The sequence below is a fragment of the Candidatus Nomurabacteria bacterium genome, from assembly GCA_023898425.1.
Lineage (GTDB): Bacteria > Patescibacteriota > Patescibacteriia > 2-12-FULL-60-25 > 2-12-FULL-60-25 > HK-STAS-PATE-2.
Genome location: CP060222.1, coordinates 1 through 26,344, shown reverse-complemented (window position 1 = coordinate 26,344; position 26,344 = coordinate 1). Strand labels below are relative to the sequence as shown.

Below are 26,344 nucleotides of genomic sequence, written 5' to 3'. Positions count from 1 at the left end.
TATTTTATCCTGTTCAATTTTACTCTCCAATCACCGGTATCTCCGCAGGCTCACTCGTCACAACCTCCTCTACAACAGGTATGGTGACTTCGTCTACAGGCTCTACGACCTCGGGCGGTGTATCCACCACCTCTTCTACTGGGATTTCTTCCGGAATCACAACATCTTCAATAATCTCTTCTTGTGTTGTGGTAGAGGTGCCGCTTTCACTATCAACTTCTACTGAATCTTCTGGCGCCGGCGTCTCGACATCCGTTGTACTACTCGATGAGACAAGAATCGGTTCTTCAATTTCTGGTTCTTGGAAGTAGGCGAACCAATCCATCGATAATACGGCTGGACATGGGTCATAATACTTACATAATCCAAGTCCCGGTAAACGAATCTCAAAGCCTTCTTCGGTAATATTGGCGATGTAATAGGTTCCATCCCAAACATCATTATCAAATGATTCACTACTATTCGCTTTTTCAAGTCTCGCTGTTACTTGTACGCGAGGAATCGACGCCATCGGCTGCTTAAAGGTTACCGTAACTCGATCAGTATTAGCCTCAATGACAGCAGTACCAGACAAAGACGATCCGAGATACAAGGAGCCACGAATACGTGTATCACCCTCAATGATGATCATTCCACGTACGGCGAGCTCTTCTACCACGAGTGTTTGAACACCGATACCTTGAGCGATTTGCGAACCGAGTGGCAAGCTAATCTCTGGTGCAGAATTTGCAGGCTGAATTATTTCAGCAACGTTATCACCTTCTGGCGCATCATCATTATTTAACAGCGCAATTTCTTCGGCAATCACTGACTCGGTAGGTCCAAAGTGATAAGCGGTTTGCACAAAAGCCACGACCGTTGCTGTTTCTTCTGTACTGGTAGAGCCAAATGCATAAGATTCAAGCGAGCGACCCACAATTGTCCCCTGTTGTGTGGCCTTCATGGCATAACCAGGTATTGATGATGGTGCAAGAGCATCACCCGCCTGAATAGAACCACCTTCTGCCGTTACTTTAACCGGCACACGACCAGCAAGGGCAACCGGAACAGCATTCTCTGCCTGCTGACCAGAGAGAACAAATCCAGGACGTGTTGAAACGATACCGATCGTATTTTTATCATACGCATCCTTCGTCTTTCTGATTTTTCCTGGGTTATTGGTATCGATAGCAACAACATCACCCGCTTCAAGACCATCTTCTGAGGTTGGATACATTTCGGCTAAATCGTAGGCACCAGCTTCTGCAACAAGACTATGTGAAAGTTTAAAGACACCAATCGTAGAACTTGCATCTTGACCTGCACCTGTCGAGCTCTGATCTTCTTCTTCAAACCATAATGAACCGGTAGAAGTACCTGTATTAAAGGTGATGCGGCTAGAGCTAAGCTTAGGGCGTTGGTATAACCAAACCTGACCATTACCCGCTGAGTTACCACGACCAGCATAGAGATAACCGTTATACGTCGCAAAAGAATACGTAGCCTGCAACGACGCCGTGTCATGCGAGGTTGATGCTACCGAAGATTCAAATTGATAAATATCACCGTCACCTGCCGAACCTTCGGTACCAAACCACAAGCTACCACCATAATTGATCATGGCTGGAATACGCGTGATAGAAGCTCCCGGATCAAACGTTGTGCCGATTTCAGCGGTACCGTCACAAAGTAACGCATCAGGCTTATAACGGGAGTCACAACGCTGAAGATCACCCTCGCCAGGATCATTGCCTGTACCTAGATAAAGATAGCTATTTAACACTGCTGCCGAGACATAAGAATCTCTACCGGCACCATTATTAATGGTACGCACCCAATCAGTTGTGCTATCACAAATCCTTTGATTGCCAGACAAAGCAGGATCACAGGTGAGAAGATCGTAGTCACCGTTTGATTGCCCCATAAGGGCAACAAGTCTATTGTTATAGATCACAAGACCGTTAATAAGCTCATAGGTACCCGCAAATGGCACAACTCTCGTCCAATCACTTGCATCACAAATATCTGCTGCTCCGGTGAGTTCAGGACTACAGTAATAAGTAGATTCTACCCCTTGGAATCCCGTATCACCTGAAGCATATAGCGTATCTTCGTAAACAATTAACTGTGTAATACGATCCATGCCAGTTGTTGTTGATACCGCCCAGTCTCCCGAATCACATTTTTGCGTATTACCCGTAGTGCCTGGTGTACAGACTCTGATAATACCCTCAAAGAAAGTATCTCCTGAATCACCGGCATAAAAATGATTTTTATAAACAGCAAAGGCACCGATAGAATTAACCGTGGCATTATCAAGAGATGTCGACCAGTCCGAAGCGCTATCACAGACGAGCGCATTACCCGCTACAGAAGGATCACAAATCTTAATGTCACCATCACCCGCGCTATCACCTTGACCAGCATAGAGGTAACCATTGAAAGACTGCATCGCTCGCACAGATTCTATACCTGTTGATGAGAGGCCAGAGTTTGTCCAACTCACCTCTGCAACAGCAGGACTTGGTTGTAGGTTGATATTTCCTGCAGTGAGGTTTGTAAATGTCGCATTTGTACCAATGATATTGGTCGTAGCAATATTTGTCGTTGTTACCGAAGTCATTGTGGCATTTGTCGCTACAAGAGAGCTAAATGACGCAATCGACGAGAAGATATTGGTTGTTGTTACCGATGTTCCTGTTGCATTGGTCCAAACGAGACCTGTTGTTGTCACACTGCCAAAGAAGGCATTCCAACGAAGTGTTGCTGATCCCAAAGAACGTACAAGATCAGTAGACGGTACAAGATCAGTATTAATTCTTGCCGTTACAGACAATAGATCAGACGTTGCATCACCAATAGTCGTATTACCATTAAAGATCGCTGTACCCGAAGCACCCAAGAAAGACGTTGCACTCACAAAGCTACCAACGGCACCACCAAGCAAGGTGAGCGTTGCTGTTGCGCTCGCCCCACGATTTGTAACGCTCAATAACGTATCGATTTCAGTTGAAAGCGGACAATTTGTACCATTTGTTAAACAGACATTTTGACCTCCGACAAGAAGACTTGAGAACGTTGCGCTCGTACCCGCTAGGGTATTAACAAATAGATTACTGATTGTGCTCGATGTCGAGAGAAGATTCGTAATCGTGCCCGTAGTCGCCGTTAAGACATTTAATGACAATGAGCTACCTTGACCCGTAGTAAAGAAGTTGTTTGTTGATGATGCCGTTGTGGCAAAACTATTTGTCGATGTAGTTCGCGTGATTGTTGCCGACGTACCCGTAAGGTTTGTCGTAGCAAGATTTGTCGAAGTGGTATTTGTACCTGTCGCATTTACCCAGCTAATACCTGTTACCGTAATTGGATTAACCAATGACAAGGTTGTGAGCGTAGCATTGGTACCAACAAGATTTGTAACAAAAGCACTGGTACTTGTTGAATTGGTTGTGGTCCCGTTGGTAAATGTATAGCCAGTACCTGAGAGACTTACAATAGATGCAGAGGACGTAACGGTTACCGTGCCTGCTGTCAGCGCAAACAATGTTGATGCCTGTGCTCTAAAGTTATTCGCAAAGAGGTTCGTTGTTGTTGTATTTACCCCCGTAGCATTCGTCCAAATAAGTCCTCCAATCGTCGCCGTAGCAGCGCTAAAGCCATTAAGAACAGATACCGAGGATGCATTTAAATACGCGATATTTGCCGTATTGGTCACATTTAAGTTACTCGATGTCACACCACCAAAGAAGGTAACAGGAGCAGTCGTTGTTCCACCACGCGCCGTTACGGTTGCCAAAGTATCCGCCTCATTTGAAAGTGGGCAATTTGTTCCATCAAGCAAACACACATTTTGACCTGCAACGGTAAGCGTCGTAAACGATGCACTTGTTCCCCAAACGGTTGAGGTAAAGAGATTTACACCGGTAGCGTTTGCAAACTGCAACGTAGTAATCGTTGAGCTCGAGATACCTGCATTCGTTGCAGTAAATGTTGGGGTAAAGAGTGCTGTCGCTGTAGCCTGAGTAAAGGTCGCTGAGTTCGCGACAAGATTATTTGAAAAGAGATTCGTGGAGGTGGTATTCGTGCCAGTAGCATTAGTCCAAATAAGACCACCGATTGTACCTGTTGCAGCACTAAATCCATTAAGAATAGAAACAGACGATGCATTCACATACTGACCACCGATTGTACCGGTAACGTTCAAATTGCTGGACGTCACACCACCAAAGAAGGTAACAGCAACCGATGTTGTTGCTCCTCTCGCTGTTACGCTAGCCAAGGTATCTGCCTCACCAGGATAGGTACAATTTGTTCCATCTGTTAAACAAACCGTTTGACCATTCACAAAGAGTGCCGTTGTTGAAACAGCTGTGGCAAAGAGATTGGTTGTTGTAGCAGCGGTAAACGTTGCATTGGTACCAAGGATGGCGCTAAAGATCCCTGTATTTGAGCTAAGCGAATTAACCACCAATGACCCACCCGTGGCATTTGTAAAGAAGAGGTCAGTAGAAGATGCTGTGTCAGCAAAGAAGTTTGTTGAGGTGGTGTTAACACCTGTTGCATTTGTCCAAAGTAATGACGAAAGATTGAGCGGGTTGGCCAAGGTTAAATTATTTACCGTTAGGTTTGTTAAGGTCGCATTCGTTGCAAAAAGATTGGTTGCCGTAGCGTTAGTCAAGAGAGCGTCTGTGATCTGACCGCTTGTAGCAACAAAATTAGTCGCAAAGAGGTTTGTCGAAGTGGTATTGGTGCCAGTTGCATTCATCCAAATAACATCACCAAAGTTACCATTCCAACGAAGGGATGGCGTACCCAGCGAATAAATAAGGTCTGTCGTTGGCGTGAGATTTGTAGATACCGTGCCAGACACCATAAGAGTACTGGTAACGACAGCATTAGCAATCGTTGCGGTATTCGTCACATTCAATGTATTGGCGATAGCACCACCAAGAAGGGTGAGGGTTGCTGTGGCAACTGAGCCACGGTTGGTAACGGAGAGAAGGGTATCTGATTCCGTGACGGCAAGACAGTTGGTGCCGTCAGCAAGACAGACACTTTGACCGGCGACGAGAAGATTTGTGAAGGATGCACTTGTGCCCCATACCGTTGAAGAGAAGAAGCTTGTTGATGAAGCCGCACTCGATACGAGCGAGGTAAAGAAGGCATTGGTACTGGTGGTATTGGTTGAGGTTGAGTTTGTAAAAATACCATTCGTTGCATTGAGGTTTGTTGCAAAGGCATTCGTACTCGTCGTATTTGTTGAAGTGGAGTTTGTGAAGAGTGCGTTTGTATAAGCAAGATCTATTCCTGAAAGAGCTGTGATCGTACCACTTGCTGCAGAAACCACACCAAAAGTCGCTGTCGTGCCTGAAACCGTTGTTCCCCACAAATTCGTTGCAAAGAGATTTGTACTTGTACTGTTGGTCGTTGTCCCATTGGTTGCGATCAAGTCAGTAATCGTTGCGGTATTGATCAGTGCCGTTGTGAGACTTGCGGACGTACCCCAAAGTGACGAAGCAAAGAGATTCGTTGAAGTCGTATTGGTACCTGTTGCATTGGTCCAAGTAAGATTTGATAGCGTTGATGGCGAAAGAACGGAAAGACTCGTGAAGGTCGCGTTCGTACCAACAATATTCGTAAAGAAGGCATTCGTTGAGGTTGCGCCGCTAAAGACAGAGTTCGTTGCAAAGAGATTCGTGCTTGTACTGTTGGTGGTGGTGCCATTGGTTGCAATGAGGTTAGTCACGGTTGTTGTACCTGCGGTGAGCGAGACAACGGTGAGGTCATTGATGAGACCAGAGGCAGCGTTAAGATTCGTGAAGGTCGCATTGGTACCGATCACATTCACTGAGAAGAGATCCGTACTCGTTGCATTTGTCGCCACAAATTGTGAAACAAAACCATTGGTGGTTGTGGCATTCGTTGTCGTACTAGAGCCAATCAATACATTCGTAAGTGTTGAGCTTGTTGCAACAAGATTTGCAATGGTCGCCGTACTTGTGACGGTAATATTTCCAGCTGTCAAAGAAAGAATGGTTGCTGAATTAGCTGTGAGAGCATCCGTAAAGAGATTGGTGCTCGTGACATTGGTACCGATGAGATTTTCGATAAAGCCATTCGTCGTCGTGGAGTTTGCGATGATGGCATTGGTAAGCGTTGCATTCGTTGCAAGGAGGTCGGTTGTCGAAACACTTTGTGTACTCAAAGAAGACAAGGCAAGCGTATCACCTGTTGCATTGGTAAAAATGAGGTTTGTCACCGTAGCATTTGTGATGCCAGCATTGGTTGCCGTAAAGGTTTGAGTACTAAATGTAGTCGCTGTAGCATTCGTAAAAGTAGCGTTTGTACCAAGAAGATTCGTAAAAGAACCGTTAGTACCAACGATAAGCGAAGAGAAGAAATTAGTACTTGTGACATCACCAAAATACCCATTCCAGCGATTGGTATTGTTACCAAGCGTATAAGCAAGATCAGTTGTTGGAATAAAGTTTGAATTCACTTCACCAAGAACCGCAAAGGCCGTCACGGTGGCGTTCGTACTTACAAGATCATCGATGAGAGCACTGGTTGCATTTAGGTTTGTGGTGGTAACACCGCCCAAGAAGGTCACTGCTGATGTGGTGGTAGCGCCTCGGCCGGTAACCGTCGCAAGGGTATCGGATTCAGCACCAGCAGAAGGACAATTCGTACCATTACTTGTACAAACCTCAAAACCATTCACAAGAATTTGCGTTGACGAAACGAGCGTTGCAAAAAGATTGGTTGTGGTGACACTGGTGAAAGTGGCATTGGTACTAAGGAGGTCGGTGATATTGCCTGAGTTTGCAATCAAAGAACCCATGGTGCCATTAGTGGTATAGAAATTCGTTGAGGTCGTATTAACACCTGTGGCATTTGTCCAAATAATATCTGTAAAAGACGAAGGCGTAAGGACAGAGAGACTTGTGAATGTCGCATTGGCACCGACAAGGTTCGTGGCAAAGAAGTTCGTGCTTGTGCTGTTGGTTGTTGTGGCATTGGTTGCCAAGAAGTTCACAAATGAACCATTCGTACCGGTGAGATTCGTGGCAAAGAGATTGGTTGAAGTGGTATTGGTACCGGTGGCATTGGTCCAAACAAGAGAGGTTGCCGTAGCATTAGCGATAATAACATCACCAAAATTACCATTCCAACGAAGGGATGGTGTACCTAGCGAATAAATAAGATCTGTCGTTGGCGTGAGATTTGTAGACACCGTGCCAGACACCATAAGAGTACTGGTAACGACAGCATTAGCGATGGTAGCAGTGTCGGTTACGTTCAATGTATTGGCGATAGCACCACCAAGGAGCGTGAGCGTTGCCGTAGCCACCGAACCACGATTTGTAACAGAAAGAAGACTGTCTACCTCGTTTGATGCAAGACAGTTGGTGCCATTAGCGAGACAAACATTTTGACCACCAACAGAAAGATTTGTGAAAGAGGCACTTGTACCCCATACCGTTGAAGAAAAGAAACTCGTTGATGAAGCCGCACTCGATACGAGCGAGGTAAAGAAGGCATTGGTGCTAGTAACATTAGTCGTTGAAACACTCGTTGCTGTTAACGCGCCTTGCACATTTAAACCAGCTGTTGATGTGCCACCTGCAAATTGCAAAGCATTTGTGGTATTCGCGCCAGCATTTGTGATATCTTGAAATGTTGCTGTTGTTGCGGTGCCCAAAGTCTTCCATTCGCTTAAGGTTTCGTCGTAATAGTTTAACGTACCGCTTGCAGAATTATAGTACATTCTGCCACCAGTTCCGCTTGGCTGATTTGCGTAACTATTTACACCGCCTGCAGTATACGCATAAGGAACACTGTTCATCGTTACGCGTGGCGTCATTTCACCGTCACCGTTGACTTCAATACTTAAGAAAAGAGGTTGGTTGAAATCCAAAGTAGCAGGAAACGAGGTCACTGATCCCAAATTTGCACTAAAAAACCCTTCGTCGATTGTAAGAACCTGAGTTTCTGACCAAAGAGCTGCGCCGCCTACACTATTAGCGTACAAACGAAACTCGATAGATCGACTTCCGTTAATATTTGTACCGCTCGAATTCTGAAGACGACCGTGAAAACCGACGGTAGCAGGTGCAGCCGCTCTAACGACTTGAGGAGCAGCTGCTACAGATAGCGATAAAGCATTAAAAATAACCTGTAAAAACACTAAAAGCACCGCAAATGCTTTGCGGATTTTCATTTTTACCAAAGTACTACCGAACATGTAAAAGAAACGTCCTATTGGACGTTTCAATTATAGCATTTTTTCTTTATTTCGTAACGCTTTTCTTTTTGCGTCGCCTTGTGGATAAAGATGTTCTTTTCACATCTGCTTTTTCTTCTTCTTTTCTTCGCTTCATGAGCAAAATACCAACAATAAATCCTGTCAGCATAACAAGCAACATCCCAAAAAGAAGAGTCCACCACACATTTGTCTTTTCCTCTTTAGTAAGCATTGCGCCCAGCCTTACTTTCGTAGAGTTTTTTGTGACATTTCCAGCAAGATCCATGGCTTCTACCGTAAACTCACGATTGCCCGTAAGACCACTTAGAGAAAAGAAAGGCTCTGTGGTGGTTGTTACAAGTTTATCACCATCGTAAATGCGATAAAGACTGATTCCTGACGTCTCATCAAGGGCGGCGAATCGTAGATAATTTGATACGTTAGGGTCAATTTGTTCAAAATCTGCACTTAATGCAAAAGGCTTTGGCGCAACCGTATCTATTTGTAAACGATAGTCACGTCTAAGTCTTCTTCCGTCGTTAAAAGTAGCGATAATGTGCGCATACCAAACTCCATCTTTTGGCGCTATAAAACGTTTCTCGCCTTTATTCTCTACTTTTTCTGTAGCTGGTCCCTCTGGCTGATCGTCAAATGCTATAAAAACTGAAGTGAGCCCTTTTCCTAAAATATCCCAGGTAATATCTACCTCACGATTCGTGTACCATTGATCTTCATCTGGATGAGATGCGCTTGCCACAAAAAAATCTGTCGTCGTGGCTACACTACTAGGCGGCACTCTTACGATATCGTCTTTTTTAGGGGCAACGATACGAATTTGTGCACTCGCGACACCTACCAGTTGGTTTACCCCAGCGGCGAGAACTAAAGAATCTCCTTGAAGCGCAACTGTGGCCGTACCCAATTCTTTTGCCGTAAAGGTAAAGACACCTGCATTCGTTGCGCCATTAGCAGGCTCAGCGACAGTAAAAGCCCCAAAAGAATAGGTGCCATTTTGTTGATTAAACCCAGTAGATGGTGAGCGGTTATCAAGCGCCTTGGACAAAGACAACGTTTTTAACTCAAGTAAGTTGGCGCTATAGGTACCATTTAATCGTACCGTATCAACGGCTTGCGCACCTTGGACAACATAATTCACCTGAAATGTTTGACCAAGCGTTACTTCAGTAGGGGCCTGTATAGAAACCGTTGCCGCATGAACCTGAGTAGCAAACAGCCCAACGATAAACGCTGGCATTAAGCCTAAAAGAAGGCGAGAAAGAGCAATTTTCATAGTGTAAAGATATTAGAAACGTTGATGCCAATGACTAGCTAAGAGCGAAAGATCAAGATCATCCACCTTGCCGTCTTCGTTAAAGTCAGCTTCAGGGATTGGTTTGCCCCAAGCACGTGAAAAGAGTGATAGATCAATATCATCAACATATTGACTATCGTTTACATCACCTACTAACCTGCGTCGCATAATGGACTCTGTTCTTTCTGAATATTGCTGACCGTATTGCGAACGAGCGGAGAGTAGATTGTTTCCTAAACCTAGAGGATGAGCAGATTTCTGCCATTGTAAAGCGCCTATATATTCAATACCTACTGTAGAATCGTTTAAAAAAACGATTCCGCCCGCTTCTCCACGCTCACCGTTAATAACGCCTACCGGTAAATACGTCCAAATACGATGTCGCAACGTAGGTGCTCGTTTATCACCCAAACCACCAGAACCGCCCCCTCCGCCTGATGTTGGTGTAGGCACCGGAGGTACAACGACATCTGGTTCTTGAGGAACGGGCGATCCTGCTCCGCCTTGATAATTTGTGCTGGTCAGTCCTTCGCCAACAATTGCCTCTACCGACCCATTTAAAATATAGCCCGGCGAAGAAGCCTCTACCGTGGCAGGTACCGTCCCCATATCAAAACTCTTGTACTGAGCACTTGATCCTGATTGAGCGTATACAAAAAGCGCTGGACTAAGACCAAAAAGTACAATAAATGCTATAAAAGCATGTTTCATGCGCTTAACTATATCATAGTTTTATCCATATACGCGATAGAAGAGAATGCGGTACAATACAACCATGTCTCTCGCAAAAAAAATCCTTTGGAATACGAGTATCCAGGTGGCAGGAAAAATCCTCTCTACCATTATCGGAATCTGGCTGATTATCCTCATGACACGTTCCTTGGGTGCCGAAGGATTTGGTGCGTATACAACGGCAAATACCTATCTACAGTTCTTTGCGCTCTTTTTGGACATGGGACTCAATGTCACCTTGGTCGCACTACTTGGCGAACACGCAGACGATGAGGCATTTCAAAAACGCTGCGTAAGCGCACTCTTTACGCTACGAGTGATTTTAGCAATCACCATGCTTTTCGTTATTGCGCCACTATCCGTGCTCGCGTTCCCTTACTCGTGGCACATTAAACTTGCTGTATTTGCCTTAGCTGGATCTTTTGTTTTTCCGAGCATGAATCAGGTTGTCGTAGGCGCACAACAAAAAGTATTAAAATTAGAGTCTGCCGCTATCGCAGAAGTACTTGGCCGTGTCATCTCCATCATCGGTGTACTAGCTGTTATTCATTATAATCTTGGTCTAATCCCCATGATGTGGGTGATTACTTTTTCGTCACTCATCTTATTTACCTTTAATATTTATCATGCGCGTAAATACTCAAACTTTTCATGGAACTGGGACCCCGCTTTTTGGAAGATGGCGCTCAAACGTTCTTGGCCCGTTGGTGTAACGATTTTACTTGGTTTGTTTTACTTTAAAGCAGACACCTTTATCCTCAGTCTTACCCGAAGCCAAGCAGAAGTTGGTCTCTATGGTGCCGCGTATCGAGTCTTCGAGGTGCTCATCACCATCCCTTTTATGTATGCAGGGATTATCTTACCAATCTTAAGTAATGCCTGGATGAAAAAACAATACGACGCATTCTCAACCCTTATTAGTCACTCGATTGATGGGATGGTTTTTCTCGCAATTCCTATTGTTTTTGGGTCTGTTCTTCTTGGTAAAGAAGTGTTGATTGCTATTTCTGGACCTGAGTTTGTAGATGCTGGCCGTGCACTTTCTATCCTCTCCGTCGCCATTGCTGTGACTTTTATAAACGTTGTTTTCTCGCATGCAGTCATTGCTATCGACGCTCAACGCAAAATGATTCCTCCTTATCTTGTTGTATCTACTATAGCGATTATAGCGTATACCTATTTCATCCCACGCTACGGAATCTGGGCTGCTGCATGGCTCACCGTAGTCTTTGAAACACTCATTCTTATCGCGAATATTACCGTCACTCATCAAGCTCACAGGATCATCTATAAGCCAAAAGTCACCCTTCTTGCTTTTATTGCCTGTATTCCAATGACGGCTATTATCCTTTTTACAAAAAGCTACTGGGTAGGTGTACCTGTGCTTGCAGGCGCCACTACCTACCTTGTAACAGCTCTCGCATTAGGTGCCGCACCAAAGCAACTCATCGATGATCTAAAAGCAAAAAAAACCATTCTAGTTCCATAGCAAAACCCCCGTAGGTACGGGGGTTTATTCAGTATTTTTTCGCCGCAAGGGCATCGTTGATTGAGTCACAATCAGGATAAATCCCAGCCGGCAAATGAGCACCTGCCGGAACTACGCAGTCAGGATACAAAACTACACCGGGCTTTAGAACGGCATTCGCACCAATGCGACACCTATCTCCAATCACAGGGCCTAAGCGTAAGCGCCCTGTATCGAACGTGCCCCTATAACGAGGGTTATCATTCCACACCGTCATTACCCGTGCACCAAGCCATGGGTCATCTTCAGAAAAGCTCGTGAGACGCGCTCCAGAGCCTATAAACACCTCTCCACCGATGACAGCGTCTTTTATCGTGGTGCCTTCTTCAACTTTGGTCTCTGGACCAATAATCGATCTGGTAATTGCTGCAGCCGTTTTCAAATGAACACGATCATCAATAAGCGTTGGTCCGATAATTTTTACCGAAACACGCAAGATCGTATCATCACCAAACCAAGCAGGACCAATTACTAAAGAGTTTGGATCCCAATTTCTATTCCTAGCACCATAAAGACAGGCACTACCAAAGTTTTTTAGAGCGGGATGAGGTGCAGTATTCATTTTTTGCTTTGCATGCGCAGCAAAAATAAAACGCTCTGCAAAATCTTCAGACTTAGACATTTGAGAGAAGCGTTCTTTAACACTCACGATATCAAGCACGTCAGACTCGTTAGCATCAAACGCCCTTTTAAAGACTGAATTTGATGGCAATAGAAATGCGTTAATGCACTTCGAGAATAGTTGAAAGATCTCGCTATTGAGCGGATACTTATTTTTCAGCTCATTCTTAGCGGCTTTTTCACTCATCTCAGCAATCTCCGGTAAATGTACAAAACATTCGCATCCTAGCAATATAAAGAAAGAATGCAAACAATACAAAAACCCAGCTTTCGCTGGGTTTACTGTGTGGTCCGGCAACGGGCTACTCTCCCAGGACCGGGTTGGGTCCAAGTACCATCGCTGCTCAAGAGCTTAACTTCCGTGTTCGAAATGGGAACGGGTGTGACCTCTTGGCTTGAGCCACCGGCATTTAAGGGCATGGATGTCCTCAAATGTCGGTCGCCCAAACATTGCTGGGGCCGATAGAATATTGAAAAATGCTGTTAGAATTGACGATCGAATCGCTTAAGCTCATCAGATCATGATGAGATTCAGCTGTTGTATGTGCAAGGCAGTCCCATTGCATTTATGTATGTATTGGTCGCACTGGTTTATTTCTGATTGTTTAACAATAATTGCGCTTCCATCCTAGCCGGATGGTCGAAGCATTGGACGATTAGTACTACTCTGCTGAAGACATTGCTGCCCTTACACATATAGCCTATCAACCTACTAGTCTCGTAGGGTCCTAATAATGAATGTTAATCTTGGGAACAGTTTCACGCTTAGATGCTTTCAGCGTTTATCTGCACCGAACGTAGCTACCCGGCGGTGCCCTTGGTAGGACAGCCGGCACACTAGAGGTTCGTTGATCTCGGTCCTCTCGTACTAGAGACCAGTTCCCTCAACATTCCGCGCGCACAGTAGACAGGAGACCGAACTGTCTCACGACGTTCTGAACCCAGCTCGCGTACCGCTTTAATAGGCGAACAGCCTAACCCTTGGGACCTTCTCCAGCCCCAGGATGCGATGAGCCGACATCGAGGTGCCAAACCAGGTCGTCGATGTGGACTCTTGGACCTGATCAGCCTGTTATCCCCGGAGTAGCTTTTATCCGTTGAGCTTCCGCCGTCCGATATCGTACGGTCGGATCACTATATCCTACTTTCGTATCTGCTCGGCTTGTTGGCCTTGCAGTTAAGCTAGCTTGTCCTATTGCAGGATCAGCGCGATTTCCATCCGCGCCTAGCTAACCTTTGTGAACGCCTCCGTTACATTTTGGGAGGCAACCGCCCCAGTTAAACTACCCATCAGATACTGTTTCACAAACCAGATTCATGGTTCGTGATAAGAATAATGTCGAGGCAAGGGTGGTGTCTCATTGGTGCTTACGCTCCCACCTACACTGAACATGCCAAGCCATTACCCAATATCAAATTGTAGTAAAGCTTCACGGGGTCTTTTCGTCTGACTGCGCATACAGGGCATCTTCACCCCACTTGCAATTTCGCCGAGTCCCACGTTGAGACAGTCGCAAACTCGTTATGCCATTCGTGCGGGACGGAACTCACCCGTCAAGGAATTTCGCTACCTTAGGACGATTATAGTTATCGCCGGCGTTCATCAGCGCTTCAGCTCAAGGCTGCCGATCTTGCGATCATGACCTCTCCCTTTAACGTTCTGACACTGGCCAGGCATCACTTCCTATACTTCATCTTGCGATTTAGCAGGAAGCTGTGTTTTTGGTAAACAGTCGGTTTGCGTCTTTAGCTGCGCCCCACATTGCTGTGGGGAGACCTTATCCCTAAGTTACGGTCGCTGTATTGCCGAGTTCCTAAACGCGGGTTCTCTCGTTCATCTGAGCACACTCATGCCCACCCACCTGTGTCGGTTTGCGGTACGGTTTCTATAGACTTAGCCCTAGAAGATTTTCTTGGCACCCCAGTCCCACCCCTTGCTTATCTTTCGATAAACTCGCGATGATCACGAGGCTAATGCCTGACGGATTTGCCTATCAGGCACCCCTTGACCCCCAAAGATTCATTCCGAGAATCTCGAGTAGTTGAAGGATGCGTCTCTCCATTGGAAATCTATAGAAGTGCAGGAATATTAACCTGCTGTCCATCGATTACGCCTTTCGGCCTCACCTTAGGACCGACTAACCCAGGGGCGATTCGCGTTGCCCTGGAAACCTTGGGTTTACGATGTGGAGGATTCTCACCTCCATTTTTGCTACTTATGCCAACATTCTCACTTCTGTACGCTCCACGATGGCTCGCGCCTTTCGCTTCAGTGCTGAACAGAATGCTCCTTTACCAAAGTAAAAGTCCGAGGACAATTACAGTTCGTATCTTCGGTATAATACTTAGCCCCGATAAGTTTTCGGCGCCGGATAGCTTGACCAGTGAGCTGTTACGCTTTCTTTAAAGGATGGCTGCTTCTAAGCCAACCTCCTGGTTGTATAAGCCGTCCGACCACCTTTCACACTTAGTATTAATTTAGGGACCTTAGATTACGATCAGGGCTGTTTCCCTCTTGTCCGATGGAGCTTAGCCCCCATGGACTGACTGGTGGGAACACAAAGTGGTATTCGGAGTTTGGTTGAAGTACGTAAGCTTGCGCCCCGGACCTCATTCAGTGCTCTACCCCCACTTTGCTATTAACCACCGCTAGGCCAAAACCTATTTCAAGGAGAACCAGCTATTACCCAGCTCGATTGGAATTTCACCGCTATCCACAACTCATCCCCGAGTGTTGCACGGCTCGTGGGTTCGGTCCTCCACAACGTTTTACCGTTGCTTCAACCTGGTCATGGATAGATCGCCGGGTTTCGGGTTGTGTATGTGCCACCAACGCCCTATTCAGGCTCGCTTTCACTGTGACTTCATCCCCGCAGGGACTTAATCAAGCGACACACAGCACACTCGTTGGCTCATTCTTCAATAGGAACGGTGTGACGGACTTGCGCCCGCTCCACCTCCTTGTAAGCATACGGTTTCAGATACTATTTCATCGCCCTCCCGGGCTGCTTTTCAACGTTCCATCACTGTACTGGTTCACTATCGGTCAGGAAGAGTATTTAGCCTTGCCACATCGTCGTGGCTGCTTCCTACGAGGTTTCTCGGGCCTCGTAGTACTTTGGATCTCAACTCATCTAGCGCTCTATATTTCGTCTACCGGGCTATCACCGTCTTTGGCCAAACTTTCCAGTTTGTTCAACTATATAATGCGTCTTAAATGCGCTTCCCTTGGGGGAAAGCACAGTTGGTCCCATCAACCCCTATAAAACGACAGCCCAAGCTCGCCATTTTGTCTGCGGAATACTTGCGTAGTCTCAGTTCAAAATTTAGTTTTTATAGGTTTAGGCTTGTCCCGTTTCGCTCGCCACTACTCAGGGAATCCTTCGGACTTTTTGTCACGCCACGACCATTGCTGATCATGAGTGACAAAAAGTCCGATTATGTTTGTTTCTTTTCCTCTAGGTACTGAGATGTTTCACTTCCCTAGGTGCCTCCCTCACACCCTATGTATTCAGGTGTGGGTACATGAGCTTTACTCATGTGGGTTTCCCCATTCAGACATTTCCGGATCACAGGTTGTTTGCCACCTCCCCGAAACTTTTCGCAGGCTACCACGTCTTTCATCAGCTCTTCACTGCCAAGTCATCCACCGTATGCCCTTACGTGCTTCGTCCATCCGGTTATCCAAGTTGAAGTCTTGGTACACGTCATCTTCTCTTGCGAGAAGAAGCGTCCAGAGGATGCACAATTATATTTTTCAGATTAAACGATCAAATTTAACTCGTTACGATTATAATTACAAGTGCAATGTTATGCCTTGCACATAAAACAGTTGAATGTTCTACGTACAATTCTAACTGGATCTTATTTTTTATTCTGGAGAATAAAAATGATCCTGTATGCATTTTTCAATATTCTGTTGTCAAAATTGCACTTGGTCGAGAATTGCTTCTGGCGGCCAAGGAACGGCGTCTGAAAGATCAGGCAACGTTCTCTGGTCGTCGTACCGCGAACCTTGAGGTGAAAAAAAGAGCTTGGCGGGGGCCAAGCTCGGTCTCTGAGAGATCCGTGGTCTTGGCTATCCGTGGCCTATTTGGCCGAGAGAGTTGTGAACGTTTTTAGACGTTCTTGACTGTGGTTCTCCAGAGGTCCCTTTCGCCAAACAGCTCGTGCTGAATTCGTGGGACGTGGTCAACTGAATGTGGCGGTAATTTACAGACTTCAGAAGACATTGTCAAGTAAGGCCAAATCCGCGAAACTCTTATTATGAAACCAATCCTCCAGATACGTGCAATTGGCACCCCTCAAGAGCCCTGGCAAGAGGCTGCCGAAGCGCAATATATCAAGCGTTTACAAGCCTTTTCTACCATAACACTCTTTGAGGGAAAAGAAGGTCACAAAGGCTCTGCCAAACCAGACCTACAACAAACAAAAGAACGTGAAGCAGATGAACTTTTAAAACTTATCCCCAATAACAGCTTTGTGATTTGTTTGGATGAACATGCAAAGACCTACGATAGTGCTACATTTTCTAAAGCGATCGAACAATGGTCCGAATCTGGCGCTCGTCCACTTACCTTTCTCATCGGTGGCTCATGGGGACTCTCTGACCGCGTCAAACAACGCGCAGATATCTCACTCTCACTATCGCCTTTAACCATGCCGCATGCTCTCGCACGCATCGTTTTGCTCGAGCAACTCTATCGTGGACTTACGATATTGAAGGGCAAGGAGTATCATAAGTAAGATTATGCTTACTGCTGAACAGCGCATCAAAGCTGCCTGGAACCGCTTTCAAGAAAAGCTCATATCCATAAAAAAGAATGCTATTAAAAACGCTGTAAAAAATGATCAGCAAGAAACAGCCGACGAACTTGAGCAGCTACGTAAAAAGCTATGATAATTCCTAATCCGTTTCGTATATACGTACAGCGTGATAATGATCATTTGCAACGCGCTGAAAAAATGAAACAGGCCTGGATAACGTTTTGCGACAAGCTCGAAATGATAAAACGCAAAGCCAAAGACAACAAACAAAACCTATGAACCTAGAATCAACAAACCATCGAGAACAAGGCATCGCTTCTATTGAGGCAAATAAACACGAGCAAAACGCAAAAGAACTTTCTCACGAGGTCTTGATTCAGGCAGAAAAAGCCATTGAACAACAATCTAATGAATTAAAAGATCTCGTAGGTGAGGATGTTTTTCGCAAAGACTATATCAGCGAGCTCGCGAATGCCAAAACCGAATTAAGCAATGAGTTACTCGCAATTACTGAAACACAAAACGAAAACAATGTAGAGCAACGTACACCCGAAGATCTCGCAAGTAATATGACATTTGAAAGTCTTTCAGCAAATGACTTTGTTACGGTACGAGAAGCAGCAATAAAAAACCCAGAAATGAAAGCTAGTATTATTTCTGATTGGGAGAAAACTATTGGACCCTTCGCAAAAAAGCTTTTTGAAGAACCGGCCTTTTCCGCATCTATAGAAAAGCTTTGGCAAGAACTCAAACAGCCGATACACGAAGGCGGACCCGTAGCCGTCGAAAGCACCACATTGCAAAACGTTATCGCTGTACACGAGATCATGGGACCAAATGCAGCGTCGTTTGCTAAGTCTTGCGATCTAAGAACGAAAACAGATATTCTAGAGTACGACATGTACGAAGGTCAAGGTGCTATCAATGTAAGAGATATGTCGATTGATCCAGAAACGGGAGAAGTCTTTGGTGAAACAAAACTCACACTTGCCTACTTTGATCAGGAAGGTGAGCAATGTGATATTAATCGCATCATCACAAAAAGAAAGCGCGAAGATGGTGAAGTAGAAAAGTCTGTTTATCATGAACGCTTTTCTCTACCAAATAGCGTTCAAGAAGGAGGTGTTGCTGGCAAAGTATTGAAAGAATCTCTTACTGAGTACGACGCTATGGGTATTCAGCGAATGGATTTACACGCAAATATTAGCGTTGGCGGATATGCATGGGCATCTTATGGATTTGAATTTGATAAGAATCATCATGACGAATCTAGCATCGAAGAACTCGCCGAACATTATTCGGATAAACTAGAAATTATATTGGCGACAATGGATTTCTACGAAGAACGTTTTGATGATGAAAAAGATGATTGGGTAAAAGAAGCAAAAATCCCTGCGCTAGAGAAACCGCTGTCAGATGTTTTGAAGCAATTAAAATCTGGCCGAACTCCCCAAGAGATAGCCGGAGCCGGAATCGATGGTCCGTTTTTCTGCCGCGATAAATCTGATGAATGGCACATTTTCGAAGATAAGCTGGAAGCAAAGTCTTTTAGTCAAAAACTCAAAGACTCGGGTCAAGAACATCCTGATTATAAAGGTGCGCTACACGCAGGAAAACTCGTTATGCTTGGCAGTGATTGGTACGGTAGTATCGATCTAACCAAAACAGGTCCGTCGAAAGGAAAAAATCGTGAGCTCTTAGAAAAAGCACTAACTTCGAAATAACTATGGAAACACCAAAAACAACGACACAGAATCTCGATGATAATAAAGCAATGGAGGGCCGCTTCATCACAAAAGACGGTACGGATGAAAAAGACACAAAATTTCATGAAATTGACATGGGCGTAGACGAAGAAGCAACTCTCAACAACCTCCGAGATTTTTTAAACAAGAAAAAGTAGAAACAAAATACCCCACACCATAGAACTGGCGTGGGGCTTTTTTTAGTTGGGCGTTCTTCACTGAAGAAGCTCTGGCAGAATCACTTCTGCTCTATCGCGTAGAACGATATCTGCGTTAATCAACGAGTCTTCTAGATTTACGTTGATAACGGTCAGATCGCGTTGAGTCTGAAACATTTTGAGCTTGTTAGCGATGGCTTTTGCCCGTCGTGCACGCTCAATGAACCTAACGGATGTTGTGACAACACCGCTAGAACCAATGACGATGATGACATCGGCAAAGCCTGCCGCGGAGTTCATCATCCCCCATTCGTTTTCAGAGATCGTTTCTCCGAACCAAATGATAGCAGGACGCTCGAGTTCGTCGCAACAAGGTGACCGAGGCACTTCATCGAAATGGAGCGACCGGTCTTCGCGTTGCTTGCCGCATTTGGTGCAGCGATTGAACCAAAGGTCGCCATGGACATGTGTCACGTCTTTGCTACCAGAGCGTTCATGGAGGTCATCGACGTTTTGCGTCAATAACCACTTCATCGCGCCTTCGCAGGGCTGCCAAGCAGTGATCGCTTGGTGTGCTGCATTTGGGCTAGCATTTGCAACCACCTGACGACGATGCAAATACCACGACCAAACGAGCATTGGATCTGCAGCAAACGCCTTTGCGTTTGCGAGCTCCGTTGCTTGCTTGCCTTCCCACACGATGCCCGAGCCTCGAAAGACCGGGACACCACTCGCCGCCGAAATACCGGCGCCGGTGAGAAAGACAACGTCACGCGCTGCCAAAATGGCATCACGTGCTCGCGCGATATCAGTGCTATTCATGGGAATGATCCTCCACGACAGGCACCTGGTGAGTAGCATGCTTATCATCCGCCAAGAACATCATCTTTGGTGCGATGAATGTTGCAGATCCGTTGGTCTTGGTCTGATCTCTCACGAGACAGACGAGCTCCATATAATCGGGATGCTTCGTCGCCCAAATCGGGCGACAGTCGATGACGGCCGCATCAGTCATGATAAATCCGAAGCGGATTTCTTTGGCGATGAAAAGATCCTTCCAGTCATCGCCGACAAAGTCGACCTCTTGGTGAAGTGGTGACTTTAGCGTCACGTGAACGATGAGGTAGTTACTTCCATCCTCATCTCTGAGTACGCGGCTGTGCAGGTAATGCGCAGATTCGCACGAACCAAACCAGCGTCGCAACAGTGAGAGCCTGTTTTCAGCTGGATCTCTCCGGCTGGCAAAATCAATGACCATTGCAACCTCCTTTCAAGGTGCTGTGAACGATGGCTAATATATACTATATTATGCATTTTGTCAATATTCACCGCTATAGCAAGATACCTACGCTTAAGCTAAACTTTTATTGTCTATTTATTTAATATCTCAACTATCTATGGGCCAATTCGACAAAATCAGTGAGCCATTTAACGAAGAAGATCTTCCAGCTTCAGTAAAGAATAAGCCAGATTTTTTAAAGCTTGATCAACCATTTTCAACGGACATGCCAACGGATGCAAAACTTGTCGAAAATGCACGCGAAGTCGCAGCCGCTGACACCGCTAAACGCCCCTCATTGCAAGATCTTCTTGCAACGAAAGAAAACAATACTCGTCTCGTGAACCTAAATAAACAAGCAACCGAATCAGATGAAGCTGCTCAAAAGCGCATTCTTGCCGCAATCAACGCTGGTGAAACAATCGCTCTTGATAGCGAAGACCTTGAAGAAGTCCCAGATATGACAGCGCATGCCCGCGAAATCCTGGATGACGGTAGTATAAAACTTGAAAGTGCTGATCTAGAAGAAATTCCTGACATGACAGCGCATGCAAGAGAAGTGATGGATGATGGCACTGTAAAGCTTGAAAGCTCGGATCTAGAAGAAATTCCTGACATGACAGCAGAAGCGCAAGAAGTCTCTGATGAAGAAACACCTGATATCAAAAAAGCCGCTTAAGCATAATAAAAATAAGCAGAGTCGATCTGCTTATTTTTATTATTGTTGGATTGACGCTTTTCCTAATTTTGCTACATTTATTTTAGCACTTTCAGGAGGTACTCATGCTAAAACGTTACCAAAGAAGAGCTGACGCCCTCCATGCAAAAGCAAAAAGGGAGATAAGCTTACTAAGACATCCACTCATACTAACGGGTTCTGGTGTCTCCATACCAAGTGGGCTTTCTCATTTTCAGGGTCCGATTGGATTCTGGGATCAGTGCGATTGCGGCGACATTTCTCGCAAAGAATTCGTTCATGCAAATACAAAAAGTATTTTTGAGTACTTCGAAAGAGAACGCTTTGCGATGAGATATGCAAAACCAAACAGTATTCATTATGCGATCGCGAGCTACCTGTCTCGCGTAAAGCAAGATGGCGGTAACCCCTATCTCATCACGCAAAATGTAGACGGACTACACACAAAAGCCGGTTCAGAAACTATTGAAGTTTTTGGCTGTATTCATCGTTGGCGATGCCTAAGTTGTAACCACAGCTTACCCGCACAACTGAACATAAAAAGCTGTCCTATGTGTCGTGGCGGCTTAAAGCATGATATCGCGCTGTTTGAAGACGATATCCTAGTCTACCCAGCTATTACTCATGCTATCACCCACTGTGACGGTCTCATCCTCATTGGAGCAAATAGTAATACTCTCGACACACATGGCCTCGTAGAGATGGTGCGTAACTCCGGAAAAGTCGCCATAGAGTTAAACCCCATCATTAAGCCGAGTACAGCACATATTCTAACGGTTGCTATTGAGCAATCCCTCGAAGAAATCATCCCATTGATTTTCTCATAACTTCTGCAAGACCTCCTCCTTGGAGGTCTTTTGCCATTAAAAAACCGCCTCATCGAGGCGGTTATACAGAAGAAGTGTTTGCATAAACAGTTTTACGCGTTTTCAATTCGGAACCAAATTTTATGAGCACGCGATTAAGTTGAAAGTTTTTCACCGCAGGGTTTGGCGGCAACTCTCTATCATGAACGAATAGATAGATATGGATCACTACACCTTCTTCATGCTTCTTGAATGCTACAATTGGCCCACATACCCATGCGCTATCATTACGTATACATAGCGCGAGCCATTCATTAGCATCAGAAGATGAAGTATTGATCCAATTCTCAAAGTCTTCGTCTTGATAAACATTCGTTCGAAGAAGGAGCTGTAATTCTATCCCCTGCCCATCTTCATCAAAACACTTCCAATACCGAAAGAGGTTATGATCACGTCTCTGTATAATACGTTTCACAGAGAGTAGCTCCACACCCTTGCCTTCATCGATAATGTGATGAAGGATTTGCCAAGGCTTTTGTTTTAACAAAAAGTAGCTGGGTCGATTTACCCTATTGTCTCCTACATCATCTTCGGATGGATTTGTCATGGTCACCTCTTTGCAAAGAACTTTTGCTATCATTGTTCTAAATCAATGTTTTCGTCAATGAAAAAGCCGCCCAGACGAGCCAGGCGGTAGAGAATCTGAAAAGGATAACATTCAACAAGAGCTGTTAGCGAGCGAAAGACAAATTCTGTCTTGCGCTCCTACTACTCTTGCAAGAAATGATCGAGGTAGGTGCTCTGCCTTTATTTTACTTGGCAAATGGAGATCGAAATCTCTAACAAAATGAAGCCGGACCAAAAGACCTTGCTTACCAACGGTGAGGCTATGAATCCTCCCTGCCGACTTCTTAAGGTCCATGCGTTCAAGAGAAAACTCCCAAACAACACTTAATTGTTTGCGTTGTTCGCAAAGCTCTTCAAGCTCCGCATGAGATGCTGATGTTTTAAAGAGCAAGTCAGCGCCCGTAACGGATTCATCGTGCTTACGCTCAGGTGAATGACTGAGATCTACCATCCCAATAACGTCGAACGTTACAGGATTATTAACGATCTTCAGAAATGCATCCCAAGGATCTGTTTGCCGTGGACGAAATTTGAGCAAGATACCCATGGTCTACCTCCAATACGCTGCAAAAGGACTCTAAGTGAATACCATTAATTTATAAAAATGTCAAGTTTTTAGCTAGTTATAGATGTTTTATATAGATTGACAAAATGCCATTTTTGTGATATTATATGATTATAAATCAAGTGCCGTACAAATAAATAACAAGCAAAAAATACTATGAATGAACAAGCAATGAACAGAATCCCAAAACCTGTTGGTGAAACCATGAAAACACTCAGTCAAGCCCAGGCAGCAAATATCAATGCAATAGAGCCAAATACCGGCGAAACATCACCAGAAGTGAACGAATCGCTTAAAGATATTCACGACTTGCACGAAGAAGATTCTTGGCAAAAAGCTATTACCAATGCTAAATCAGCATCTGGAGATATTAACGCTATGATAGAGACATCAGGTCCAATCCATGAAGTTGGCGATAAGCCCCTAGACCCTAACACTTTCGCTAAAGGAGAAGATGTAGATCTCTCTGAACTCAATGACACAAACTAATATCACGCTTAAAAAACATGCCCTTCGGGGCATGTTTTTGTTTGTGCATAAATAAAAAACGAAATTATGCTATAATAGATTCATCTTTATATAGCTCTTTTATGCCCACAACAAAACGCACCTCCAAAAAACCTAAGGCTGTTGCCTCAAAATCTGCAGCACCCGTTATCGTTAAAAAGAAATCCGAAAGCCATATTCCTACAGCTGCTGTTATGTGGATCGCTGTACTAGCCATCGTGTTTTCATTTACCGGCATTTCGCTTTCTGCGATGGCAAAAGGATTTCCAGCTCGCCCTGCTCAAGAAAGACCTGATCTCAAACCAGAAATCCAAAATATCGTTGAGCGCCTCGAACGTATTGAAGCCAAAGTTGATGCGTTAAAGGTTACTCCTGCATCAACAAACTAGTTTGTTGATTACAAAAACCACAGGAAATCCTGTGGTTTTAAAAACGGCGCGCCACGTGAACACCACGTAAAAACCGCAGGTTTTTCCTGCGGTTTTTACGTGGTGCTGGGAGAGGGACTTGAACCCTCATAACCTTGCGGTCGCTAGGTCCTAAGCCTAGTGCGTCTGCCAATTTCGCCATCCCAGCTCTTTTGTTGTGCCAGCACGGTAGCGCGGACTTTAAATCTGGTCAATTGATAACAGCATTTGCCAAGGTGAGCTGATACGGCACATTTACAATATCGATAGACTTGATCTCATCGAGCGTGAGCGTAGATGGGATCTCGTATACTTGAGTCCCGCGTGCTGATTTAAGCTCGCCTAAATCAACCGTATTATTTTGATTGTCACCAAAAGTGCCTGTTCCATTCTTCGTTAGGTACACACGCAACGTAGGTGCAGGCGTAAGAGTGACGCTTTCATCAAAAACAACATAAAGTAATTGATTATAGCTTACAATTCTTACCATGCCTTCTACAGAAGTATCGTCAGCAGAAGTGAAGTTTGCTATACGCTCTGGTATCCCCTCACTTAATACCTCGATGGAGTAGTTATTTTCTGCTTGTTTTTGCTCGGTTGTAAGCTCGGTTACAACCACCTCACCCGTTGGCGCCTTGGTGAGTGCAAGACGCTTTTCTCCGTCATCCATACGAGCTAAGGCAAATTCTGTTGGCGTAAACCCAATATAATAGCCGTAACGTAAAAAAGCCCAGCCAAAAGTGAGGCTCATTAATACGATACCAACTGTCAGCATTTGCTTCTTCATACGTTGCAAAGAATAGCAAAATAGCTCACATTTGAACAACGAGCTCTTTGACGAAATCCTTATTTTATGCATACAATACTCATATGACTATGAAAACACGTTTTCTTGCTATCGCGCTCTTAGTTGTTGCGATCGCTGCGCCAAAAGCCCCAGCTTCGGCAGCCTCTATATCTACTAATTCTGCCATCAAAGGCGTTTCTAATAGCGCTGTCTATTGGTATGCAACGGACGGCAAACGTTATGTTTTTCCTACCGAAGGAACGTATTATTCTTGGTTCTCTGATTTTTCTCAGGTAAAGATTATTAGCGATCAAGAACTTTCATCCATAACGATCGGTGGCAACGTCACCTATCGCCCAGGCGCAAAGCTTCTTAAGATCAACACCGACCCACGTACCTATGCTGTTTCAAAAGGTGGTTACTTGCGTCTTATCGCTTCAGAATCTGTAGCATCTAACTTGTACGGATATAATTGGGCAAAACAAGTTCATGACCTACCAGATACATTTTTTACGAATTACAAAATGGGTAGCGCGCTATACTCCTTTTCCGATTACAATGTTTCAAACGAATACAATGGTGTAAGCAATCCAAGCGATACGATATTTAACAACGGTACACCAAATAATCCTTTCCCAGATTATCCAACATACCCAAATAATCCATCAACAGTCACGCTTACAACAGACCGTAATTCGATTAACGAAGGTGAATCCATCACACTTAGCGGCCGCGTCTTTAACGTACCATCCTATAGCTACCGCTTAGAGATCAAGGACACGCGTAACGGCTCTAGTATTCGTTCATGCGATAATACAACGTATTGTGATACGACTGTTCGTCCTTATCGTAATACTACCAATCAAAACACGGTCCAATACTTTATGGTATTGAAACGCACTTCTGATAATCAAGAGATGGCGCGTGAATACTCACAGGTGATTTACTTTAACGGTTATTCAAACGGAACATTCTCTTCAGGATCATCAAATCTTCAGACCAACAAAACAAATGTAAACAATGGTGAGTCCGTGATTCTTACAGCGACCGTAACAAATGTAACCGTAGCTGATAATCAGTTACGTATGGAGTTCTACCGCGAACGCGACAATACTCTCCTTTACACTTGCTATGACGCTCGTACTTGTACCTATACGGCCCAAATCAATGCAGTGAATGGCTCAAACAGCGAACGTTTTTACGTCATCGTGAAAAACGATAACAATGAACAAATCCCTGCTGCCTACAGCTCACGTATTAGCATTAACAACATCAATAACAACTACCAACTCACAACAAGCGCAAGTAAATCGTACATTACAAACGGCGAAAGCGTTGGCTTTAACTTGCAACTTACGAATGCTCCAAGCACAAGCTATCGTTTAGAGATCTACGATCAAAATGGCAGCATGCGTGCGATTTGTACAAACACGACGAACTGCTATCTCACAGAAAACGTTACCAAATCAGGTGGTCAGACAACTGCTCAATACCAAGGCTATATCAAAGATAATTACGGCAATGTCTTATTGAGTAAGAGTTTTCCTGTAATCACGTTTAACAATACAACGAACTATTC

19 protein-coding genes, 1 tRNA gene and 2 rRNA genes are annotated in these 26,344 nt (G+C 44.8%); 10 read left to right on the top strand and 12 right to left on the bottom strand.

Annotated features, from left to right (window positions below; genetic code table 11):
• Positions 1 to 19: 19 nt before the first annotated feature.
• The 3 genes from H6759_00110 to H6759_00100 are packed head-to-tail and all read right to left on the bottom strand — an operon-like array spanning position 20 to position 10,250.
• The gene (locus tag H6759_00110; GenBank protein USN52481.1) at positions 20 to 8,227 is read right to left on the bottom strand and encodes a hypothetical protein; all 8,208 of its coding nucleotides are present in this window, start codon (positions 8,225 to 8,227) and stop codon (positions 20 to 22) included.
• 46 nt (positions 8,228 to 8,273) lie between these two features.
• Entirely contained in the window at positions 8,274 to 9,518 is a 1,245-nt protein-coding gene (locus H6759_00105) for a hypothetical protein (GenBank protein ID USN52480.1), read from the bottom strand.
• A 12-nt stretch (positions 9,519 to 9,530) separates the two neighbouring features.
• The gene (locus H6759_00100; protein USN52479.1) at positions 9,531 to 10,250 is read right to left on the bottom strand and encodes a hypothetical protein; all 720 of its coding nucleotides are present in this window, start codon (positions 10,248 to 10,250) and stop codon (positions 9,531 to 9,533) included.
• A gap of 64 nt (positions 10,251 to 10,314) precedes the next feature.
• On the opposite strand from H6759_00100, the gene H6759_00095 reads away from it, so the two are divergent.
• Entirely contained in the window at positions 10,315 to 11,760 is a 1,446-nt protein-coding gene (locus H6759_00095) for a flippase (protein USN52478.1), read from the top strand.
• Between the two features lie 28 nt (positions 11,761 to 11,788).
• Here H6759_00095 and H6759_00090 read toward each other — a convergent pair whose 3' ends face one another.
• The 3 genes from H6759_00090 to H6759_00080 all read right to left on the bottom strand — a co-directional run bounded on the left by H6759_00090 (position 11,789) and on the right by H6759_00080 (position 16,090).
• Complete coding sequence (locus H6759_00090) at positions 11,789 to 12,607, bottom strand: hypothetical protein (GenBank protein ID USN52477.1); 819 nt, start codon at positions 12,605 to 12,607, stop codon at positions 11,789 to 11,791.
• 102 nt (positions 12,608 to 12,709) lie between these two features.
• Positions 12,710 to 12,828, bottom strand: a 5S ribosomal RNA gene (gene rrf, locus H6759_00085).
• A gap of 228 nt (positions 12,829 to 13,056) precedes the next feature.
• A 23S ribosomal RNA gene (locus tag H6759_00080) occupies positions 13,057 to 16,090 on the bottom strand.
• Positions 16,091 to 16,686: 596 nt separating this feature from the next.
• On the opposite strand from H6759_00080, the gene H6759_00075 reads away from it, so the two are divergent.
• The 4 genes from H6759_00075 (at position 16,687) to H6759_00060 (ending at position 19,090) form a co-directional block, all read left to right on the top strand.
• The gene (locus H6759_00075; GenBank protein ID USN52476.1) at positions 16,687 to 17,166 is read left to right on the top strand and encodes a 23S rRNA (pseudouridine(1915)-N(3))-methyltransferase RlmH; all 480 of its coding nucleotides are present in this window, start codon (positions 16,687 to 16,689) and stop codon (positions 17,164 to 17,166) included.
• A 4-nt stretch (positions 17,167 to 17,170) separates the two neighbouring features.
• Complete coding sequence (locus tag H6759_00070) at positions 17,171 to 17,320, top strand: hypothetical protein (protein USN52475.1); 150 nt, start codon at positions 17,171 to 17,173, stop codon at positions 17,318 to 17,320.
• A gap of 142 nt (positions 17,321 to 17,462) precedes the next feature.
• On the top strand, positions 17,463 to 18,911 hold the full coding sequence (locus tag H6759_00065; protein ID USN52474.1) for a hypothetical protein: 1,449 nt from the start codon (positions 17,463 to 17,465) through the stop codon (positions 18,909 to 18,911).
• Positions 18,912 to 18,913: 2 nt separating this feature from the next.
• Complete coding sequence (locus tag H6759_00060; protein USN52473.1) at positions 18,914 to 19,090, top strand: hypothetical protein; 177 nt, start codon at positions 18,914 to 18,916, stop codon at positions 19,088 to 19,090.
• Positions 19,091 to 19,147: 57 nt separating this feature from the next.
• Here H6759_00060 and H6759_00055 read toward each other — a convergent pair whose 3' ends face one another.
• Complete coding sequence (locus H6759_00055; GenBank protein ID USN52472.1) at positions 19,148 to 19,912, bottom strand: NAD-dependent protein deacylase; 765 nt, start codon at positions 19,910 to 19,912, stop codon at positions 19,148 to 19,150.
• Positions 19,905 to 20,348: a hypothetical protein gene (locus H6759_00050; protein USN52471.1), complete on the bottom strand. Its 444-nt coding sequence runs from the start codon at positions 20,346 to 20,348 to the stop codon at positions 19,905 to 19,907. Before H6759_00050 ends, H6759_00055 begins: the two co-directional genes overlap by 8 nt.
• Before the next feature lie 139 nt (positions 20,349 to 20,487).
• On the opposite strand from H6759_00050, the gene H6759_00045 reads away from it, so the two are divergent.
• Together H6759_00045 and H6759_00040 are read left to right on the top strand one after the other, a co-directional pair.
• The gene (locus H6759_00045) at positions 20,488 to 21,048 is read left to right on the top strand and encodes a hypothetical protein (protein ID USN52470.1); all 561 of its coding nucleotides are present in this window, start codon (positions 20,488 to 20,490) and stop codon (positions 21,046 to 21,048) included.
• A 104-nt stretch (positions 21,049 to 21,152) separates the two neighbouring features.
• Complete coding sequence (locus H6759_00040; GenBank protein USN52469.1) at positions 21,153 to 21,893, top strand: hypothetical protein; 741 nt, start codon at positions 21,153 to 21,155, stop codon at positions 21,891 to 21,893.
• A gap of 61 nt (positions 21,894 to 21,954) precedes the next feature.
• Here the strand turns inward: H6759_00040 and H6759_00035 are convergent, their stop codons facing one another.
• Together H6759_00035 and H6759_00030 are read right to left on the bottom strand one after the other, a co-directional pair.
• The gene (locus H6759_00035; protein USN52468.1) at positions 21,955 to 22,479 is read right to left on the bottom strand and encodes a hypothetical protein; all 525 of its coding nucleotides are present in this window, start codon (positions 22,477 to 22,479) and stop codon (positions 21,955 to 21,957) included.
• A gap of 111 nt (positions 22,480 to 22,590) precedes the next feature.
• Positions 22,591 to 23,046 (bottom strand): hypothetical protein, encoded by a 456-nt coding sequence (locus H6759_00030; GenBank protein USN52467.1) that lies wholly within the window; start codon positions 23,044 to 23,046, stop codon positions 22,591 to 22,593.
• Between the two features lie 174 nt (positions 23,047 to 23,220).
• On the opposite strand from H6759_00030, the gene H6759_00025 reads away from it, so the two are divergent.
• Both H6759_00025 and H6759_00020 read left to right on the top strand, forming a co-directional pair.
• A complete protein-coding gene (locus H6759_00025; protein ID USN52466.1) occupies positions 23,221 to 23,553 on the top strand; it encodes a hypothetical protein in 333 nt (110 codons plus the stop codon).
• A 101-nt stretch (positions 23,554 to 23,654) separates the two neighbouring features.
• Positions 23,655 to 23,960 (top strand): hypothetical protein, encoded by a 306-nt coding sequence (locus H6759_00020; protein ID USN52465.1) that lies wholly within the window; start codon positions 23,655 to 23,657, stop codon positions 23,958 to 23,960.
• Between the two features lie 100 nt (positions 23,961 to 24,060).
• On the opposite strand, the gene H6759_00015 is transcribed toward H6759_00020, so the two are convergent.
• Positions 24,061 to 24,147 (bottom strand) — tRNA-Leu (locus H6759_00015).
• Between the two features lie 42 nt (positions 24,148 to 24,189).
• Positions 24,190 to 24,765: a DM13 domain-containing protein gene (locus H6759_00010; protein ID USN52464.1), complete on the bottom strand. Its 576-nt coding sequence runs from the start codon at positions 24,763 to 24,765 to the stop codon at positions 24,190 to 24,192.
• Positions 24,766 to 24,854: 89 nt separating this feature from the next.
• On the opposite strand from H6759_00010, the gene H6759_00005 reads away from it, so the two are divergent.
• Positions 24,855 to 26,344 (top strand): hypothetical protein (locus H6759_00005; GenBank protein ID USN52463.1); only part of this gene is annotated, 1,490 nt, incomplete at its 3' end.

Bases quoted from the DNA above. Each gene is read 5' to 3' on its own strand.
- H6759_00110 (USN52481.1), bottom strand. From the start codon at position 8,227: ATGTTCGGTAGTACTTTGGTAAAAATGAAAATCCGCAAAGCATTTGCG.
- H6759_00105 (USN52480.1), bottom strand. From the start codon at position 9,518: ATGAAAATTGCTCTTTCTCGCCTTCTTTTAGGCTTAATGCCAGCGTTT.
- H6759_00100 (USN52479.1), bottom strand. From the start codon at position 10,250: ATGAAACATGCTTTTATAGCATTTATTGTACTTTTTGGTCTTAGTCCA.
- H6759_00095 (USN52478.1), top strand. From the start codon at position 10,315: ATGTCTCTCGCAAAAAAAATCCTTTGGAATACGAGTATCCAGGTGGCA.
- H6759_00090 (USN52477.1), bottom strand. From the start codon at position 12,607: ATGAGTGAAAAAGCCGCTAAGAATGAGCTGAAAAATAAGTATCCGCTC.
- H6759_00075 (USN52476.1), top strand. From the start codon at position 16,687: ATGAAACCAATCCTCCAGATACGTGCAATTGGCACCCCTCAAGAGCCC.
- H6759_00070 (USN52475.1), top strand. From the start codon at position 17,171: ATGCTTACTGCTGAACAGCGCATCAAAGCTGCCTGGAACCGCTTTCAA.
- H6759_00065 (USN52474.1), top strand. From the start codon at position 17,463: ATGAACCTAGAATCAACAAACCATCGAGAACAAGGCATCGCTTCTATT.
- H6759_00060 (USN52473.1), top strand. From the start codon at position 18,914: ATGGAAACACCAAAAACAACGACACAGAATCTCGATGATAATAAAGCA.
- H6759_00055 (USN52472.1), bottom strand. From the start codon at position 19,912: ATGAATAGCACTGATATCGCGCGAGCACGTGATGCCATTTTGGCAGCG.
- H6759_00050 (USN52471.1), bottom strand. From the start codon at position 20,348: ATGGTCATTGATTTTGCCAGCCGGAGAGATCCAGCTGAAAACAGGCTC.
- H6759_00045 (USN52470.1), top strand. From the start codon at position 20,488: ATGGGCCAATTCGACAAAATCAGTGAGCCATTTAACGAAGAAGATCTT.
- H6759_00040 (USN52469.1), top strand. From the start codon at position 21,153: ATGCTAAAACGTTACCAAAGAAGAGCTGACGCCCTCCATGCAAAAGCA.
- H6759_00035 (USN52468.1), bottom strand. From the start codon at position 22,479: ATGACAAATCCATCCGAAGATGATGTAGGAGACAATAGGGTAAATCGA.
- H6759_00030 (USN52467.1), bottom strand. From the start codon at position 23,046: ATGGGTATCTTGCTCAAATTTCGTCCACGGCAAACAGATCCTTGGGAT.
- H6759_00025 (USN52466.1), top strand. From the start codon at position 23,221: ATGAATGAACAAGCAATGAACAGAATCCCAAAACCTGTTGGTGAAACC.
- H6759_00020 (USN52465.1), top strand. From the start codon at position 23,655: ATGCCCACAACAAAACGCACCTCCAAAAAACCTAAGGCTGTTGCCTCA.
- H6759_00010 (USN52464.1), bottom strand. From the start codon at position 24,765: ATGAAGAAGCAAATGCTGACAGTTGGTATCGTATTAATGAGCCTCACT.